The organism is Pseudomonas sp. S1_G07 (assembly GCF_054668565.1).
Window position 1 is genome coordinate 2,799,596 of sequence record NZ_CP162778.1, and the last position, 16,814, is coordinate 2,816,409.

20 protein-coding genes are annotated in these 16,814 nt (G+C 60.1%); 11 read left to right on the forward strand and 9 right to left on the reverse strand.

Annotation, left to right across the window (positions count from 1 at the left end; all coding sequences use genetic code 11):
• Nucleotides 1-15: 15 nt before the first annotated feature.
• Nucleotides 16-741: an ABC transporter permease gene (locus AB4O05_RS12855; protein WP_460137183.1), complete on the reverse strand. Its 726-nt coding sequence runs from the start codon at nucleotides 739-741 to the stop codon at nucleotides 16-18.
• Nucleotides 738-1,664: an ABC transporter ATP-binding protein gene (locus AB4O05_RS12860; RefSeq protein WP_460137182.1), complete on the reverse strand. Its 927-nt coding sequence runs from the start codon at nucleotides 1,662-1,664 to the stop codon at nucleotides 738-740. Before AB4O05_RS12860 ends, AB4O05_RS12855 begins: the two co-directional genes overlap by 4 nt.
• 255 nt (nucleotides 1,665-1,919) lie before the next feature.
• Here AB4O05_RS12860 and AB4O05_RS12865 point away from each other — a divergent pair, with 255 nt between their 5' ends.
• Nucleotides 1,920-3,083, forward strand: a complete 1,164-nt coding sequence (locus AB4O05_RS12865; RefSeq protein WP_460137596.1) for a hypothetical protein — start codon at nucleotides 1,920-1,922, stop codon at nucleotides 3,081-3,083.
• A 125-nt stretch (nucleotides 3,084-3,208) separates the two neighbouring features.
• Nucleotides 3,209-3,682: a transcription elongation factor GreB gene (gene greB / locus AB4O05_RS12870; RefSeq protein ID WP_460137181.1), complete on the forward strand. Its 474-nt coding sequence runs from the start codon at nucleotides 3,209-3,211 to the stop codon at nucleotides 3,680-3,682.
• 43 nt (nucleotides 3,683-3,725) lie between these two features.
• Here greB and AB4O05_RS12875 read toward each other — a convergent pair whose 3' ends face one another.
• Entirely contained in the window at nucleotides 3,726-6,236 is a 2,511-nt protein-coding gene (locus AB4O05_RS12875) for an ABC transporter permease (protein WP_460137180.1), read from the reverse strand.
• Nucleotides 6,236-6,919 (reverse strand): ABC transporter ATP-binding protein, encoded by a 684-nt coding sequence (locus AB4O05_RS12880; RefSeq protein ID WP_460137179.1) that lies wholly within the window; start codon nucleotides 6,917-6,919, stop codon nucleotides 6,236-6,238. Before AB4O05_RS12880 ends, AB4O05_RS12875 begins: the two co-directional genes overlap by 1 nt.
• 10 nt (nucleotides 6,920-6,929) lie before the next feature.
• Between AB4O05_RS12880 and AB4O05_RS12885 the strand changes: the two genes are divergently transcribed.
• The 3 genes from AB4O05_RS12885 to AB4O05_RS12895 all read left to right on the forward strand — a co-directional run bounded on the left by AB4O05_RS12885 (nucleotide 6,930) and on the right by AB4O05_RS12895 (nucleotide 8,960).
• Nucleotides 6,930-7,535, forward strand: coding sequence for an arylesterase (locus AB4O05_RS12885; RefSeq protein WP_460137178.1), 606 nt, complete (start codon nucleotides 6,930-6,932; stop codon nucleotides 7,533-7,535).
• Between the two features lie 58 nt (nucleotides 7,536-7,593).
• Nucleotides 7,594-7,887, forward strand: coding sequence for a hypothetical protein (locus AB4O05_RS12890; RefSeq protein WP_003172705.1), 294 nt, complete (start codon nucleotides 7,594-7,596; stop codon nucleotides 7,885-7,887).
• Nucleotides 7,888-7,991: 104 nt separating this feature from the next.
• On the forward strand, nucleotides 7,992-8,960 hold the full coding sequence (locus AB4O05_RS12895) for a L,D-transpeptidase family protein (RefSeq protein ID WP_460137177.1): 969 nt from the start codon (nucleotides 7,992-7,994) through the stop codon (nucleotides 8,958-8,960).
• 134 nt (nucleotides 8,961-9,094) lie between these two features.
• Here the strand turns inward: AB4O05_RS12895 and oprI are convergent, their stop codons facing one another.
• Nucleotides 9,095-9,346, reverse strand: a complete 252-nt coding sequence (gene oprI, locus AB4O05_RS12900; RefSeq protein ID WP_003172710.1) for an outer membrane lipoprotei OprI — start codon at nucleotides 9,344-9,346, stop codon at nucleotides 9,095-9,097.
• A gap of 612 nt (nucleotides 9,347-9,958) precedes the next feature.
• On the opposite strand from oprI, the gene AB4O05_RS12905 reads away from it, so the two are divergent.
• Complete coding sequence (locus AB4O05_RS12905; RefSeq protein WP_460137176.1) at nucleotides 9,959-10,231, forward strand: GNAT family N-acetyltransferase; 273 nt, start codon at nucleotides 9,959-9,961, stop codon at nucleotides 10,229-10,231.
• A gap of 77 nt (nucleotides 10,232-10,308) precedes the next feature.
• Here AB4O05_RS12905 and AB4O05_RS12910 read toward each other — a convergent pair whose 3' ends face one another.
• Together AB4O05_RS12910 and AB4O05_RS12915 are read right to left on the reverse strand one after the other, a co-directional pair.
• Nucleotides 10,309-11,385 (reverse strand): 3-deoxy-7-phosphoheptulonate synthase, encoded by a 1,077-nt coding sequence (locus AB4O05_RS12910; RefSeq protein ID WP_460137175.1) that lies wholly within the window; start codon nucleotides 11,383-11,385, stop codon nucleotides 10,309-10,311.
• A gap of 131 nt (nucleotides 11,386-11,516) precedes the next feature.
• On the reverse strand, nucleotides 11,517-11,951 hold the full coding sequence (locus AB4O05_RS12915) for a PilZ domain-containing protein (protein ID WP_460137173.1): 435 nt from the start codon (nucleotides 11,949-11,951) through the stop codon (nucleotides 11,517-11,519).
• On the opposite strand from AB4O05_RS12915, the gene AB4O05_RS12920 reads away from it, so the two are divergent.
• From AB4O05_RS12920 to cysB, 5 genes are all read left to right on the forward strand, one after another.
• Nucleotides 11,950-12,336, forward strand: a complete 387-nt coding sequence (locus AB4O05_RS12920) for a YbbN family protein (protein ID WP_460137172.1) — start codon at nucleotides 11,950-11,952, stop codon at nucleotides 12,334-12,336. The two genes, AB4O05_RS12915 and AB4O05_RS12920, sit on opposite strands and share 2 nt — an antisense overlap.
• The gene (locus AB4O05_RS12925; protein ID WP_460137171.1) at nucleotides 12,333-13,286 is read left to right on the forward strand and encodes a putative 2-dehydropantoate 2-reductase; all 954 of its coding nucleotides are present in this window, start codon (nucleotides 12,333-12,335) and stop codon (nucleotides 13,284-13,286) included. The genes AB4O05_RS12920 and AB4O05_RS12925 overlap by 4 nt, the downstream gene beginning before the upstream one ends.
• Before the next feature lie 15 nt (nucleotides 13,287-13,301).
• A complete protein-coding gene (locus AB4O05_RS12930) occupies nucleotides 13,302-14,219 on the forward strand; it encodes a 5'-nucleotidase (RefSeq protein ID WP_460137170.1) in 918 nt (305 codons plus the stop codon).
• A gap of 60 nt (nucleotides 14,220-14,279) precedes the next feature.
• Nucleotides 14,280-14,780, forward strand: a complete 501-nt coding sequence (locus AB4O05_RS12935) for a universal stress protein (RefSeq protein ID WP_460137168.1) — start codon at nucleotides 14,280-14,282, stop codon at nucleotides 14,778-14,780.
• A gap of 104 nt (nucleotides 14,781-14,884) precedes the next feature.
• Nucleotides 14,885-15,859, forward strand: a complete 975-nt coding sequence (gene cysB, locus AB4O05_RS12940) for an HTH-type transcriptional regulator CysB (protein WP_460137167.1) — start codon at nucleotides 14,885-14,887, stop codon at nucleotides 15,857-15,859.
• 5 nt (nucleotides 15,860-15,864) lie between these two features.
• On the opposite strand, the gene AB4O05_RS12945 is transcribed toward cysB, so the two are convergent.
• Both AB4O05_RS12945 and AB4O05_RS12950 read right to left on the reverse strand, forming a co-directional pair.
• Nucleotides 15,865-16,347, reverse strand: a complete 483-nt coding sequence (locus AB4O05_RS12945; RefSeq protein WP_460137166.1) for a GreA/GreB family elongation factor — start codon at nucleotides 16,345-16,347, stop codon at nucleotides 15,865-15,867.
• A 15-nt stretch (nucleotides 16,348-16,362) separates the two neighbouring features.
• The gene (locus tag AB4O05_RS12950) at nucleotides 16,363-16,737 is read right to left on the reverse strand and encodes a hypothetical protein (RefSeq protein WP_460137165.1); all 375 of its coding nucleotides are present in this window, start codon (nucleotides 16,735-16,737) and stop codon (nucleotides 16,363-16,365) included.
• Nucleotides 16,738-16,814: the final 77 nt, after the last annotated feature.

Consider the following 16,814-nt stretch of genomic DNA (forward strand, 5'->3'; position numbering starts at 1 on the left):
TGTAAATGTTCCTTCTCAGCTGTTTTTATAGTTGAGGACAACAGTGGTCGCGGCCAGGAAGGCAGCCATCGTACTGATGAAATACAGGCTCTCCCTCAGGGTGATCACGCCGTGGTCGATGATGCCGAAGCGCAGGAGTGGATTGAGGGTTATCAAGTTCTCGATGACCCAGCCTGGTACCTGGTGTTCGAGCGTATCAAGTATGGAGGGTAATCCGTTGGCCATTATCAGCAGGCTCGCGGTCATGATGAAAATGACGAGTCGCTGACGGCTCAGCGCACACATGAAGCCCCCCACGGAGAGATAACTGCCGGCTAACAACCAACTACTCAGAAGTTGTGAGGCGATCAGTGTGTTATCTGCGGTGCCGAGCACATTGGCCGCCACCACATTGGGAAACGTCAGCAAGAGCGCCAGCGCGGTTACGACCCAGGCGGCCAGAAATTTTCCGAATACCAGTTCCATCGGGGTAATGGGCAACGTTTTCATGAAGTCGCCGAAACCGCTCTGGTGCTCGTGGGCCCAGAGTTGGGTGGAGAGGGCTGGAACCAGTATCAGATATAGCCACGGGTGCCAGTCAAAGAACGCCCATAAGTCACTGCTGTTTCGTTCCAGCCACTGACTCGCATGCAGCCCCAACGCGGCGGACAATACCAGGAAAGCGGCAATGCTCAGGTAAGTGGCGGGTGCGGATAAATAGGTGGCGAGTTGGCGTTTGAAAACCGGGTAAAGCAGCTTCAATGTGGCGCCTCTTGGCTCAGATGATGGACGACATCGCTCAGGCGACCTGGCTCCAGATGCAATGAGTTTATTGGCCATCGCCGGTTGGCAACCAACGCGCTGATGGCGGGGTAAATGTTGTGCCCTGGCATCGCCAGAACGGTCACTGTGCCGGCGCCATAGCGGTTCTCTTCAATACCGGCGACACCGGGCAGTACGGCGAGGGCCAGCAGATCCAGGGCAGTTTCCGATGCCAGCGTGACGGCCTGGAAGTGCCGGGAACTGCGCTGCAGTTCGAGTATTGGTGCATCCGCCAGCAGGCGCCCCTCGCCAATGACCAAGGCGCGTGTGCACACCCCTGCCAGCGCGTCGCAATCACGAGCGGCGATGAGGACGGTCATCTCTTGGCTCAATGACTTGACCAGTGTCCTGATTTTGCCTTGTTGATGCGGCGCGAGCCCTTCTCCGGGTTCGTCCAGCAGCAGGATGCTGGGGGTATGCAGGATGGCCTGGGCAAGGGCGACATTACGCCTGAGGCTCAGGGGGAGTGCTTGGATCGGATGATCGAGCACCGGCCACAGGTCCAGCCGGATCGCGGCGTTTTCCACCCGGCTGTGTTTCTCCGCGCCATGGAAACCACGCAGGGCAGCGATAAAGTTGAGCAGGCTCCTGACGGACATCGTGGGATGGTCGATGCCGGATTCGGGTTGATAACCTAAAGCCCTGCTGGCTTGCAGGCGGTGGGTTTGAGTATCGAAGCCGAGGATCTTCACCTGCCCGCAAGAAGGCCGTAGCGAACCGGCGATCATCTTGAGCAGGGTGGATTTGCCGGCCCCCTCGAGGCCGAGTATTGCGATGCATTCCTGCGACTGCGCAGAAAACGAGAAATTGTTGATGACGCTTTTTTTACCCAGGTATTTAGTCAGATTACTGATCTCGATCATTAGGATTTTCTGCTGGGTTAGTATCAAAAGATAAATGAAGAGCTTGTGCCTTCTTAGGGCAGCCTTGGGCACGGGCTTAAAAAAGTGTACGAGGCTTGGAAAGTTTTTAAAACGTAAAAGTCTATTAATGGGATAAGTCCTACGGTCAGTTTTGTGGCTCGCTGAAACAATTGCAGGGTGATGAGTGTTTGTTAATGGTCAGGTTTTATCTGACGTTTAAATAAAGTTTACTTATCGTTATGAGGCCTGATGACCATGATGCTATTACGTACCCTTGTTCTCGAACGCTCCGGGGAGGATGCTCCGGTCAACGGCGCGCTGCTCTGTGGCTTTGCCGTGCCTCAGATTGCCTCTAACTTTCTTGTCTACAGTCTTGATGAAGAAGCCGAACCTGGTAGTTCCAGAGTGTATGTCGCGGCATTGCAAAAAAAACTTGAGCGTTACTTCTTGAGTGGCGTTGAGTCGCAGGAGGACTTGCAAGTCGCCATGCGAGTGTTCAAACAGATATTAATGTTGGCCGCTTCCGGTGCCAAATCCGCCAGTGTCAGCGATAGCCAGGTTCCTTATCACTTTGTCGATTTGAAAGGCTGTAAATTACCTCCCGCCAGGCCCGCCGATCATCATTCCATGATCATTAAGAAAGTGTTGGTGATGAAGGTCATTACCCTGGGAACTTCCGCGCCCGCGTCCACCGCCATTGAAAGCGCCGGGTTGATTGTCCCGTCCATTCGCTTTTCTTCGCGGATGATCTCAGCACCCAAGGTTAAAAACTTACCTGAGGCGAGCCAGCCCGCGTTACTGGAACAGGCGGTCGAGCCTCAGTTCCAGCCACCGGCATCCGTGGCCGTGTCGGCGGAGCCGTCTGTTCCCGTCGCATTCGAGGAGCGACCGGTGTCGCGCGTGCAGACCGAGCAGGACGCTTTTTTTGAGGTGGACAGTACCTTGACCAACCTGGCGCGTGTTTCCCAGGAGCTGGCGCAACAAAAACTGGCGGCGCTCAAGCAAGAGGAGGCGCTTGAACTGTGGCGTAACCAGTTGCAGCAGAACCAGACCGAACTTGACCAGAAACGTCAGGAGCTGGTTGATCGAACTCGGGAAAAGGAAGCCGTCCTGCAATTGCGAGCCCAGGTACTTGAGGGACGTGAAGCCCAGGTGGAAAACGCTTCGGTCGCGCAGCAACTCGAGCAGCAGCGCATGGATGAGCGCGCTCGCGCCCTTGATGCACGAGAGGCAGAGGTTCAGCGCCAGGCACAGTTGGCTCACCGCAGAGAAGAGAAGTTGGCGGCCTTGCTGACGCATTTTTCGGGCCTGCGGCAGAACGTGCAGGCAATGTTCAGTGAACTGGATCAGGCCTTGGAAAGCCTGGCCGAGCCTGAACAGGCTGAGCCCAGCCAGGATCCTTGGACGACTCCGGTTTGACGCAATGTGTCCGCTGGTCTGGCTACTTTGCCGCGTTCATTTATCATCACCGTCTGTTCGTCGACGCGGGGTTGTGATGCCGCGGCGTATTGGGATCAATGGACATTTCGTGGGGATGTACGCGTTTGAGTACCAAGCTGATTACCAAAGAAGGTCATGAGGCGCTTAAAAAAGAACTGGACTACCTGTGGCGAGAAAAACGTCCGGATACCACGCGCAAGGTGACGTGGGCCGCCTCCCTGGGGGATCGCAGCGAAAACGCCGACTACCAGTACAACAAGAAGTTGCTGCGCGAGATCGACCGGCGGGTGCGTTATTTGCGCAAGCGCCTGGAAGACATGCGCGTGGTGGAATACATGCCGGAGCAGGAAGGGAAGGTTTTTTTCGGCGCCTGGGTCGCTATTGAAAACGAGCAGGGCGAGACCAAGCGTTTTCGCATTGTCGGTTATGACGAGATTTATGAGCGTATGGACTATATCTCCATCGACTCACCGATGGCCCGTGCCCTGCTGCGCAAGGAGGTCGACGACGAGGCCATTGTGCAGACCCCGAGTGGCGAGGTGTGCTGGTGGATCACGGCCATCGAGTATCAGAAGTAGGCAGCTGGCCCGCATTCATTGAAGAATGCGGGCCAGCGTGTTTTCAGCCTTCGCGCAGTACGGTCAGCGGGCTGGCATTCAGTGCGCGACGCGTTCCGAATACTCCCGCACCACCGATCAATAGGGCGCCAATCACCGGCAGCAGCAGTAGCCATGGGTGCGGGTGCCAGGCCAGATCGAAGGCATAGCGGTACAACACCCCTGTCACCAGCTCAGTGCCGAGGGCCGCGAGCAAGCCACTCACCGCGCCGAGCAAACCGAACTCGATGCGTCGGGCCTTGACCAACAATTTGCGTTCCGCCCCCAGCGCGCGCAGCAAGGCGCCTTGGCGGATGCGCTCGTCCAGGGTGGCCTGCAGGCCGGAGAACAACACGGCCATCCCCGCCGCCAGCACGAACAACAGCACATATTCCACCGCGAGGGTCACTTGGGCGAGGATGCTGCGCAACTGCTCCAGCAGCGCCTCGACCTGCAGGATCGTGACTGCCGGGAACGCTCGCGACAGATCGACGATCTGTTGATCATGCCCAGGCGCCAGGTAGAAGCTGGTGAGGTAGGTAGCCGGCAGGTCCTTCAAGGTGCCCGGCTGGAAAATCATGAAGAAGTTGGGTTGGAAGTTATCCCAGTTGATGGTGCGCAGGCTGGTGACCCGGGCCTCACGGTTTTCCCCGGCGATGGTGAACACCAGGTGATCGTTCAGCTTGAGCTTGAGGCTTTCCGCGACCTTGGCCTCTACCGAGACGCCAGGTATTTCATCGGTGGGTTGTTGCGACCACCACGCACCTGCACTCAGTGCGTTGCCCGGCGGCAGGTCGGCAGCCCAGGTCAGGCTCAAGTCGCGTTGTACCGCGCGGTCACCGCTGGAGTCCTTGCTGACAATCTCCTGTACCGGCTCGCCGTTGATGCTGATCAGCCGGCCCGGTACCACGGGGTACAACGGCGCGGACTGTGCCTGCACTTCCAGCAGGCGGGCGCCAAAGGCGTCTTTGTCGGCCGGCAGGATATTGAGGGCGAAGTAGTTGGGCGCATCCTTGGGCAACTGGTTTTGCCAGGTGTCGAGCAACTCGCCACGCAGCAGTGCGATCAAGCCCATGGACAACAGGATCAAGCCAAACGCCAGGGACTGGCCCGCCGCCGCCAAGGGATGACGCAGCAACTGGCCCAGGCCCAGGCGCCACGGCAGGGATGCCCGGGCCAACAGGCGTCGCAGGCTTTGCAATAGCAGCAGAAGCAGACCGCCCAGCACCAGCGCCGCCACGACACCGCCGCCGAGCAGGGCGAAGGTGAGCAGCAGGTCGAGACTCAGGCGCCACATGATCAGGCCCAGCGCAACGAGCGCCGCGCCATATACCATCCAGGTGCTGGAGGGAATCGGCAGCAGATCGCGGCGCAAGACTCGCAACGGTGGCACGCGCCCCAGTGCGGCCAGTGGCGGCAGGGCGAAGCCGGCGAGGGCGACCAGCCCGGTGCCGATTCCGGCAACGGCCGGTAACAGGCCGCCAGGGGGAACATCCGCCGGCAGCAGGTCATGCAGGAAATAGAACAGGCCAAATTGCGCCAGCCAGCCGAACAGGGCGCCGACCAGGCTGGCCAGCAGGCCCAGTACGCTCAATTGCAGGCTGAACAGCAACATGGCCTCGCGGCGCGACAACCCAAGGCAGCGCAACAGCGCACTGGCGTCGAAACGTCGGGTGGCGAAGCGGTTGGCCGACAAGGCCACGGCCACCCCGGCCAACAGCACAGCCACCAGGCTGGCCATGTTCAGGTAACGTTCGGCCTTGCCCAGGGCGCCACCGATCTGCTGGTTGCCGTCCCGCGAATCCTGCAGGCGCTGGTTGGCGGCGAGGCCCGGTTTGAGCAGGTCGCGGTAGGTCTGGAGTGCGGTGCTGTCTTGTGGCCCGCGCCACAGTTCGCGGTAACTGACGCGGCTGCCTGGCTGGACCACCCCGGTGGCGTCCAGGTCCGCCAGGTTGATCATCACCCTGGGCGTGAGGCTGTAGAAGTTGCCGGCGCGGTCCGGTTCGTAGGTCAGTATGCGGGCCAGGCGCAAGGTCTTCATGCCCACATCGATGCTGTCGCCAATCTTCAGGTCCAGCGCCGTCAGCAGTCGAGCCTCCACCCAGGCTTCACCGGGTTTGGGGCCGCCGCCCGGGGTTTCATCGCCAAAGGGCACGCCGGTACTTTTGAGTTCACCGCGCAGCGGGTATTGCTCGTTGACGGCCTTGATGCTCGAGAGCTGGATGCCATTATCGGTCGCAATGACGCTGGAAAACTCCACCACGCGTGCATGGTCCAGGCCCAGTTCGGTGCCGGACTTGATTTGCTCCGGGCGGGCAGGTGAGCTGCCTTCGAGCACCAGGTCGGCGCCCAGGAATTCGGTGGCGCGCAACAGCATGGCGCCGTTGAGGCGGGCACCGAAGTAGCCGATGGCGGTACTGGAGGCCACGGCTACCAGCAGGGCGAAGAACAGCACGCGCAATTCGCCGGCGCGGGCATCGCGCAGCAATTGGCGCATGGCAAGGCTGAACAGGCGCAACAGCGGCAAACGTGCCATCAAGGCTCCAGGGGCGCGACCATCAGGCCGGCTTCAAGGCGGATCAGGCGCCGGCAACGGTGGGCCAGGCGCTCGTCATGGGTGACCAGCACCAGCGTGGTGCCGCTTTCTTTATTGAGTTCGAACAGCAAGTCGCTGATGCGCTCGCCGGTGTGGCTGTCGAGGTTGCCGGTGGGTTCATCGGCAAACAGCACGTCCGGCTCGGCAGCGAATGCCCGGGCAATTGCGACCCGTTGCTGCTCGCCTCCGGAAAGCTGGCGCGGTGAGTGGGTCAGGCGTTGCCCCAGGCCCACGCGCTCGAGCAAGTGCCTGGCGCGTTCGCGGGCGTCCCGACGGCCGTCCAGCTCCAGCGGCAGCATCACGTTCTCCAGCGCATTGAGGCTGTCGAGCAGTTGGAACGACTGGAACACGAAGCCCACATGCTCGGCGCGGATGCGGGCGCGCTGGTCTTCGTCGAGACTGCTCAGGGCCTGCCCGGCAAGGGTGACTTCACCGCTGCTGGGCAGGTCGAGGCCGGCCAGCAGGCCGAGGAGGGTGGATTTGCCGGAACCCGAACTGCCGACGATAGCCAGGCTATCGCCCTTGTTCAGTTCCAGGTTCAGTTCGTGCAGGATAGTCAGTTCACCTTCCGCGCTGGGAACCACTTTGCTAAGGTTTCGCGCGGTGAGAATGCTTGCGCCCATGGAGAATCCGATGCGAATGTGGTTTTTGAGTGCTGGCCTGGCCTTGATGTGCATGGCCCAGAACGCAGCGGCGGGTACAGTCCTGATCGTTGGCGATAGTATCAGTGCCGGTTTCGGCCTGGATACCCGCAAGGGGTGGGTTGCACTGCTGGAGCAACGGCTCAAGACAGAAGGTTTCGACGATAAAGTGGTCAACGCTTCCATCAGCGGCGACACCAGTGCTGGAGGCCTCGCGCGGCTGCCGGCGGCGCTTGCAGAGCATAAGCCGGAAGTGGTGATCATCGAGTTGGGAGGCAATGACGGCCTGCGCGGCCAGCCGCCTGCGCAATTGCAACAAAATCTTGCTTCGATGATCCAGAAATCCCAGGACAGCGGCGCCAAGGTGCTGCTGCTGGGCATGCAGATTCCGCCCAATTATGGGAAGCGTTATGTCGACGCGTTCGCCAAGGTGTTCGGCGACGTGGCTCAGGAGAAAAAGGTGCCGCTGGTGCCGTTTTTCCTCGAAGGCATCGGTGGCCATCCCGAGTTGATGCAGGCCGATGGTCTGCATCCGGCGGTCGCTGCCCAGGACCGATTGCTGGAAAATGTCTGGCCGGCGCTGAAACCTCTGCTATGACGCTTTTCTACCGGCAGGCTTTCGGCTAAGGTGGCGCCCCCCCGATCTGGAGCCCCCGATGTCGCGTCCTGCCTGGTCCCTGTTTAACTACCAACTGATCGAGCCGGACGAGCAGCTGGATCTGTTCGCCTGCCAGGAAGTGCGGGTGCATCTGGTGACGCGTCAATTGGAACTGGGCGGCTCCATCGATCGGACGCTGTGCGGCACGTTATTGCCGGCGCAGCCACGCTGGTCGCTGGTCGATCGGTCGATCTTCCAGGACCAGCGCCTGTGCCCCTTGTGCCGGGCGATCCTTGAGTCCCAGAAGCGCGGCACTCCGCCGATCTGGCCGGAGCTGCGTTTTGAGCTTTAGAAGCAGCTGCAAGCTGCAAGCTATAAGTTGTAAGCTAGCGCCTGAAAGCTTGCGGCTTTCGGCTCGCTTTTAACCTACCCGTCGTTCTGCGAAGGATTTTCCGGATGTTGTCGCGCCTTTCCGTCGTCACCTGCTGCCTGTCTCTCGCCGCCCTCTGTGCGATTGCGCCTGCTTCAGCCTTGCAATTGCCCCTGCCTCCACCGGGTGAAGACATCGTCGGCCAGGTCCAGGTGATCAAGGCCAAGTACGAAGACACCTTTGCCGACCTGGGCACCACTTACGACCTGGGCTATTCGGAGATGGTCGCGGCCAACCCGGGTGTCGATGCCTGGTTGCCGGGTGCGGGTACCGAGATCGTGCTGCCGACGCGATTCATCCTGCCGCCCGGCCCCCGCGAAGGCATTGTGATCAACCTGGCCGAGTACCGGCTCTATTACTTCCCCAAGGGGCAGAACGTGGTCTACACCTTCCCGTTGGGGATTGGTCGTGAAGGCTGGGGCTCGCCGATTGCCCACACCAGCATCATCGCCAAGACCCCCAACCCGACCTGGACGCCGCCCGCCTCGATCAAGGCCGAACACGCGGCCAATGGCGACCCGCTGCCCAACGTCGTCCCTGCCGGCCCGGACAACCCGCTGGGGCCGTTCAAGTTCACCTTGGGCACGCCGGGTTACCTGATCCATGGTTCCAATATGAAGTTCGGTATTGGCACACGGACCAGCCATGGCTGCTTCCGCATGTTCAACAACAATGTGTTGGAAATGGCCGGCATGGTGCCGGTGGGCACGTCTGTACGCATCATCAACGATGCCTACAAGTTTGGCAGCAGTGGTGGCAAGGTCTACCTGGAAGCGCACACGCCACTCAATGACGATGGCACGCCGTCGGTGGTCGACAAGCACACTGCGGTGATCAACGCGTTGCTCAAGCGTGAAGACCTGGCGACTAATCTGCGGGTCAACTGGGACCAGGTGCGTGACGTGGTGGCGGCAGAAGATGGCTTGCCCACCGAAATCGGGGAGCCCGGCGCAGCGCCGATAGCCTCCAGCGCACCGATAGACCTGCAGCAGTAAGCCTGCTCGATCAAACGCCCGCCATGGCCTTGCGCCGCGGCGGGCTTTTTATTGCCTGGGATTCAGTGTCGAATCCCAGGCAATAAAAAGCCGATCCAAAAATGGATCGGCCTGATAACAACCCCGAGGGGTTATTACTTGCGGCTAGCTTTTTCAAGCATACGCAGGGCGCGCTCGTTAGCTTCGTCAGCAGTCTGTTGTGCTTTTTGAGCAGCAGCCAGAGCTTCATCAGCTTTACGGTAGGCTTCGTCTGCACGGGCCTGGGAGCGAGCTGCTGCGTCTTCAGTTGCAGTCAGACGAGCTTCGGTTTCTTTGGAGACGCTGCTGCAACCGGTAGCCAGAACTGCGGCCAGAGCCAGAGCAGAGAATTTCAGAACGTTGTTCATCGTGTTCCCCTTCAAGGACTTTCTATTAAATGACTACTTTCTCAGAGTGAGCTAATAGCCGGCGTACATACTACCCATTACTTGTAGTAAGTAAACTGACGTAGCGCAAGAAGCAAAAAAAATTCTCACCGTGAATCTATTTTGGCTAACCTTTCGAAGGTTTGTATAAAAACTATCCAGTTTTTTGCTGTCGGGCAAGGATTGGATCCAGCCTGAAAAGGCCGGCCCGCATGTGTTAAGCCTTGTGATCAGATGAAAATTTATATATCCACGCTGACACTTTCATTAGACGTTGCGTTGCGGGGGGCGGCATCTTTTGCGCATGTAGAGGTGACTTTAAGGGCGTCTGTTCGTCTCAAGCTTCAACTGCCGGCAATGTTCAGGCTTTCGATCCGCGACTGGTCGAGGCCCTTTCTATATCTACCAGCGGCAAGGAATGACGAGTGCGCCTTGAGCAATTGCAGGATTGGTGCCTACTATTCCCTACGTGCTGGTTGTGAGCGCTCAGGGTTTTCTCGTTGTCGAAACCGGCACGGGGTGGCGTAGATGTTCCTTCGCCGGAAAAACATCGGTAAGGTAGGGGTCATAAACCAAGACCCGCGAGGAGTAGTGATGAGCGAGGCGTTGTCCATCCACCATGACCAGGCTGGTCATCAGTTCGAGACCAGTGTGGACGGTCATCGTGCCTATCTGACCTATATGGACCTTGGCAAGCAGACCCTGGACATCTATCGGACCTTTGTGCCCAACGCATTGCGGGGCCGTGGCATCGCGGCGGCGTTGACCAAAGAGGCCTTGAAGTTCGCTGAAGAGGCTGGCTATACGGTGATCCCGTCGTGCTCCTATGTCGAACGCTACATGGAGCGCCATGCCGCGAAGCTGTAGACATCACCAACCGCATAAAAAAACGCCGGGCTCAGCCCGGCGTTTTTGTGTGTGCGCCATTCAGTTGCGCGCGCGGCTCAGGTGCGTTTGCGTTTGGGCAATACGTCCTTGAGCTTGGCGTGCATGCTGCGCAGGGTGTTTTCGGTGGCGGCCCAATCGATGCAGGCATCGGTGATCGACACGCCGTACTGCAAGTCGGCCAGGTCCTTGGGAATCGCCTGGCAACCCCAGTTCAGGTGGCTCTCGACCATCAGGCCAATGATCGACTGGTTACCTTCAAGAATCTGGTTGGCGACGTTTTCCATCACCAACGGCTGCAGGGCCGGGTCCTTGTTGGAGTTGGCGTGGCTGCAGTCGACCATGATGTTCGGTTTGATCTTGGCCTTGTTCAGCGCCTGCTCGCACAACGCAACGCTGACCGAGTCATAGTTGGGCTTGCCGTTACCGCCGCGCAGCACCACGTGACCGTAGGCGTTGCCCTTGGTGGTGACGATGGAGACGCCGCCTTCCTGGTTGATACCCAGGAAGCGATGGGGGCTGGAAACCGATTGCAGCGCGTTGATCGCCACGGTCAGGCCGCCGTCGGTACCGTTCTTGAAGCCCACGGCAGAAGACAGGCCGGAGGCCATTTCGCGGTGGGTCTGGGATTCGGTGGTGCGCGCGCCGATGGCTGACCAGCTGATCAGGTCCTGCAGGTACTGCGGAGAGATCGGGTCCAGTGCTTCGGTGGCGGTGGGCAGGCCCATTTCGGCCAGGTCCAGCAGCAACTTACGACCGATGTGCAGACCGTCCTGGATCTTGAACGAGTCGTCCAGGTACGGGTCGTTGATCAAGCCCTTCCAGCCGACGGTGGTACGCGGTTTTTCGAAGTAGACGCGCATCACCAGGTACAAGGTGTCGGACACTTCCGCGGCCAGCGCCTTGAGGCGTTCGGCGTATTCGTGGGCGGCCTTGAGGTCGTGGATCGAGCAGGGCCCGATGACGACGAAGAGGCGGTGGTCGGTACCGTCGAGAATGTCACGGATGACTTCGCGGCCCTTGGTGACGGTCTGCAGGGCAGCGTCGCTCAGGGGGATTTCGCGCTTGAGCTGATCAGGTGTGATCAGCGTCTCGTTGGATTCGACGTTCAGGTCATTGATCGGTAAATCAGCCATCGTGTTACTCGTCAGGGTCACGGGTGCCGGCCGCCAGCCATCCCCGTGCGGCGGAGCACAGCATGATTTGGATGCAGGGGGGAGGAACCTTAGCGCGTAACACGGGCCCGCGACAATGGGCAAAACCCGCTTTAATCCCGCCCTGGCCGCACAAATGCCTCATGGGAGAACTCGCCGGCATGGCGCGATACCCATTCCCGGGCCAGGGCTTCGAGTTGCTGCGCAGTGGGTTCGGCATCTTCGTGCTGGCGGCAGTAGCGCTGTATCCGGCATGCTTGTTCGCCCATTCGCGCAGCGAACAATGCATGCTCATCGGTGAACGAGATGCCAATGCGATAGCCATCCTGCACCTTGCGACACCATGCCACATAGCCCGGATAACGGGCACTGGCACCCAGGGACGGGATGTGCAGATCAACGGCGGCGCCTTGGCGCCAGGCACGTGGCCAATTGCAGGCGACGCCGCCCAGGCCGATAGTGTGCAGGCGTTGGCGAGGAATGGCAGGCGCGGGACGTTGGATTAACAGGGCAGCGACATCATCAGGGTGAGGTAAAAAACGATCCATGTACACGGACTCCGAACACCGTCCTGTTGACGGCGGTGGCAGCACTATAGTGAAGGAGCGGGAATTGACCGACCTGGATATTGACCAGCAATTGCTGGGATTACCAGGGATTTCGCTCGTGATATTCACCAGCCAAGGCTGCTCCAGTTGCCGTTGGGCGCGCCAGCAACTGCCGGGCTGGCGCTTGCCGGTGGACCAAGTGTGCTGGGTGGATGCCGGGCACAATGGCGGCGCAGTCGAGCGCTACCAGATCTTTCATTTGCCGGCGCTGTTCGTGGTGTGCGAGGGTCAATTCCTCGGGCAACTACACACACGGCTTACGCCTTGCGACGTTGCCAGCGCCGTGAATCAAGCGCTCACCCGCGTCCCTGAGGAGTTGCCATGACCACACAATCGCCCCGCATCGGCATTATCGGCACCGGTGCCATCGGTGGTTTCTACGGTGTGATGCTGGCCCGCGCCGGGTTCGATGTGCACTTTTTGCTGCGCAGTGAATACGCGGCCGTCAGTGAGCACGGCTTGCAGGTCGACAGTACGCTGCATGGTCACCTGCATCTGCACCCGGTGCAGGCCTATGCCCGCGCCGCCGATATGCCGCCGTGCGACTGGTTGCTGGTGGGCACCAAGTCCACAGGCAACGTCGAGCTGGCGCCAACCCTCGCCCAGGTCGCCGCGCCGGAGGCCAAAGTGGTGCTGCTGCAAAACGGCCTGGATGTGGAAGACAGCCTGCGCCAACACCTGCCGGCGTCGCTGCATCTGCTTGGCGGCCTGTGCTACATCGGTGTGCACCGCTCCGGCCCCGGCGTCGTTGTGCATCAGGCACTGGGGCGGGTCAACCTGGGCTATCACAGCGGCCCGGCCGCCAACGATGAAGCCTCCCAACGGGCAATTGTCGAAGCCGGCGCGGCGTTGTTTCACAAGGCCGGCCTCGAATCCCAGGCCATGGCCAATGTGCATCAGGCTCGCTGGCACAAGCTGGTGTGGAACGTGCCGTACAACGGCCTCTCTGTGTTGCTGGGCACCGGCACCACGGCCATGATGGCCGACGAATCCAGCCGCGAGCTGATCCAGGCGCTGATGGCCGAGGTAGTGCAGGGCGCTCACGCCTGCGGGCATGCAATCCCCCAAAGTTACGCCGAGCAGATGTTCACCATGACCGAGAGCATGGATGATTATCTGCCCAGCATGTACCACGACCACGTGCATAAACGCCCGCTGGAGCTGGCGGCAATCTACGCGCGACCGTTGGCCGCCGCCAAGGCCGCCGGTTGCGAATTACCGCGGATGCAGGCGCTGTACCAGGCCTTGAGTTTCATTGATCGGCATAACCGCTGAGTCGGAGGTGCACCCATGGTGAAGGGATTGGGCGACAAACTGGTGCTGGCGATTTCTTCGCGGGCGCTGTTCGACCTGAGTGACAGCCACAAGGTCTACCTGGCCCAGGGGGTCGAAGCCTACCGCAAATACCAGATCGACCACGAAGAGGAGGTCCTCGAACCCGGCGATGCCTTCCCGCTCGTCAAGAAATTACTGAGTCTCAACGTCAGCCTGGGCCGTGCCCGCGTAGAAGTGGTGCTGGTGTCGCGCAACAGTGCCGACACCGGTTTGCGCGTGTTCAACTCGATCCAGCATTACGGCCTGGATATTTCCCGCGCCGCCTTCGTGGGAGGGCGTAGTCCTTATCCTTATCTGGCGGCCTTCGGCTGCCATCTGTTTCTGTCCACCCACGCTGAGGACGTGCGCAGCGCCCTCGATGCCGGCTTTGCCGCGGCGACAATCCTGTCGGGCGGCCCGCGCCGGGCCTCCAGCGAGGAGCTGCGCATCGCCTTTGACGGTGACGCGGTGCTGTTTTCCGATGAGTCCGAGCGTGTGTACCAGTCCGGCGGGTTGGAGGCTTTCCAGGCCAGCGAGCGCGAGTCGGCGCGCCAGCCTTTGCACGGCGGCCCCTTCAAGGGGTTCCTGGCGGCACTCAACCTGTTGCAGCGTGAATTCCCGGACGAGGCATGCCCGATCCGCACGGCGCTGGTCACCGCGCGTTCGGCGCCTTCCCATGAGCGGGTAATTCGTACCTTGCGTGAATGGGACATTCGCCTGGACGAGTCGCTGTTCCTGGGTGGCCTGGAGAAATCCGCATTCCTGGAGGCCTTTGCCGCCGATGTGTTTTTCGATGATCAGGCCGGGCACTGCGAAAAAGCCAGGGAGGTGGTGGCCACCGGGCACGTGCCCCATGGCATCAGTAACGAGGTGAGGATTCAGGCCGAGGGCTAACTCCTTGGGGCGCTGCTAAGCTCATTCAATCTCCTCCACCCTGGCTGTCCGGGAGGTTTTATGATTCGTTCGATGCTGTACGCGACGGACCTCGGTCTGTATGCGCCGTATGTGATGCAACATGCGCTGTCGCTGGCGCGAACGTTCAAGTCTGACCTGTATGTGATTCACGTGGTCGAGCCCATCGGGTTGTTCGCTGAATCGGTGTTGCAGTGCTACCTCGACGAGAAGGCCCTGAGTGAATGGCAGAGCCAGGGGCTGACCACGCTGATGGCAACCATTGAGCAGCGGGTACTCGACAGTTTTCGTGAGGAGTTGGGGGAGGGCGAGCAGGACCTGAAGTTGATCCGTTCGGTGCGTGTGATTCAGGGCGACCCTTGCGAGGTGATTCTCGACCAGTTGCGTAAACTTTCCGCCGACCTGTTGATCGTAGGAAGTCACAGCCATGCAACGGCAGCCGCCACTCCGCTGGGACGTACCGCGGCCCGGGTGCTGCAGCTGTCTACGGTGCCGGTTTACCTGGTGCCGTCGTTACAACGTCGACGCAGTGATGACGTGTGAATGGTGAGGCTGATAAAAAAGTTCTAGATTTATCTGTTTAACCTTTAATATAGTTATATATCGTCGCTGATACCCGTGGCGTCTATCTGCTTTGAGGGATACATATGAAGCTTCAACAACTGCGCTACATCTGGGAAGTGGCGCACCACGACCTCAACGTTTCCGCTACCGCTCAAAGCCTCTACACCTCGCAACCCGGTATCAGCAAGCAGATCCGCCTGCTCGAAGACGAGTTGGGCGTCGAAGTGTTCGCCCGCAGCGGCAAACACCTGACCCGCGTCACTCCCGCTGGCGAGCGCATCATCACCACCGCCGGTGAAATCCTGCGCAAAGTCGAAAGCATCAAGCAGATCGCCCAGGAGTTCTCCAACGAGAAAAAGGGCACCCTGTCGATCGCCACTACCCACACCCAGGCGCGTTATGCGTTGCCGTCGGTGATCCGCGATTTCATCAAGCAATACCCCGACGTGGCCCTGCACATGCACCAGGGGTCGCCGATGCAGATCGCCGAGATGGCCGCTGACGGCACGGTCGATTTTGCCATCGCCACCGAAGCCCTCGAACTGTTCGGCGACCTGGTGATGATGCCGTGCTACCGCTGGAACCGTTGTGTGGTCGTGCCCCAGGGGCACCCGTTGGCCAAGTTGTCGAAGCTGACCCTGGAAGCCCTGGCTGAATACCCGATCGTTACCTATGTATTCGGTTTCACTGGCCGCTCCAAGCTCGATGAAGCCTTCAGCCATCGTGGCCTCACGCCGAAAGTGGTGTTCACCGCCGCCGACGCCGACGTCATCAAGACTTACGTGCGCCTGGGCCTGGGCGTGGGTATCGTCGCCAAAATGGCGGTCGACACCCAGCTCGACAAAGACCTGGTGGTGCTGGACGCCAGCGAACTGTTCGAGTCCAGCGTGACCAAGATCGGCTTCCGCCGTGGCACCTTCCTGCGGGGTTTCATGTGCGACTTTATCGAGAAGTTCGCCCCGCACCTGACTCGCGAAGTCATGGCCAAGGCGATCCAGTGCCACAACAAGCAGGAACTGGAAGAGCTGTTTGACGGCGTAGAACTGCCCGTCCATTAAGTGGCCTAGCGGGCCTCGGTCACCGTGAAGTGTTGCCGGGTGCCCGCTACCAGAATCTCCACCTCATCATCGATGTGCCTGCCCAACAGGCTTTTGCCCAAGGGCGAGCGCGGGGTGATGACGGTCACCGGTTGCCCGACCACATCCACCTTCAGGCCCGCCGCATCCGGCGCCAGGAACAGCCACTGCTGGCGAGCGTTCTCGTCTTCCAGGCCCACGAGCGTGCCCACCTCTATGCCGCGTTGATCATCGTATGCACGCAGTTGCAGGTTATGGCAGAGCGCCAGCGACTGCTTGATCTCCTCGACCCGCCTGGCCTGCCCGGCCGCCAGATAAGAAGCCTCCAGCCCCAGGGTGTCGTATTTATTTTCGGCGATGTTTTCTTCGTGGGTCGCGGTTTCGTAGGCGGTTTGCGCGGCGCGCTGGGCGATGTCGAGGTCGACGGTGAGTTTTTCCAGGATCAACTGGAGAACGGCGTGTTTATTCATGGCTGTGTATGGTCGTCAATCGCAGAATTGCAGGACATTGGCCCGGCTCTTTTCATTCGGAGCGTTCTGGTCCTGTTGCAGCCAGAACTGGCATTTGGGGTTGGATAAATTGCGTGCATTGTTGCGCGCCTGGTCCAGGGTTTGTTGCTGTTCCTGCTTTTGCAGGTTCTGCTGGTACTGCTCGAACATACGGTTGGGCGGCTCCGGCGCGACGGCGGCCGGCGGTTTGCCCATTTGCTGCACGGCCTGCGCCACGGGCGCCAGGCTTTGCGGGAACAGATAGCGCGTTGCCAGCCAAGTGGTCAGCACAATGGCGATAAACCCCAGCCACACCCCCACGGCGATGGCGAGGCAGAGCTTGAGCAGCGACAACGGTGCGCTCGTGGGCATGATGACGCTCCTTGATGATCAACGTAGGGTAGGTTGGCGACGATTGTCGCACAGCCACCGTGCAGAATAATCGCGAT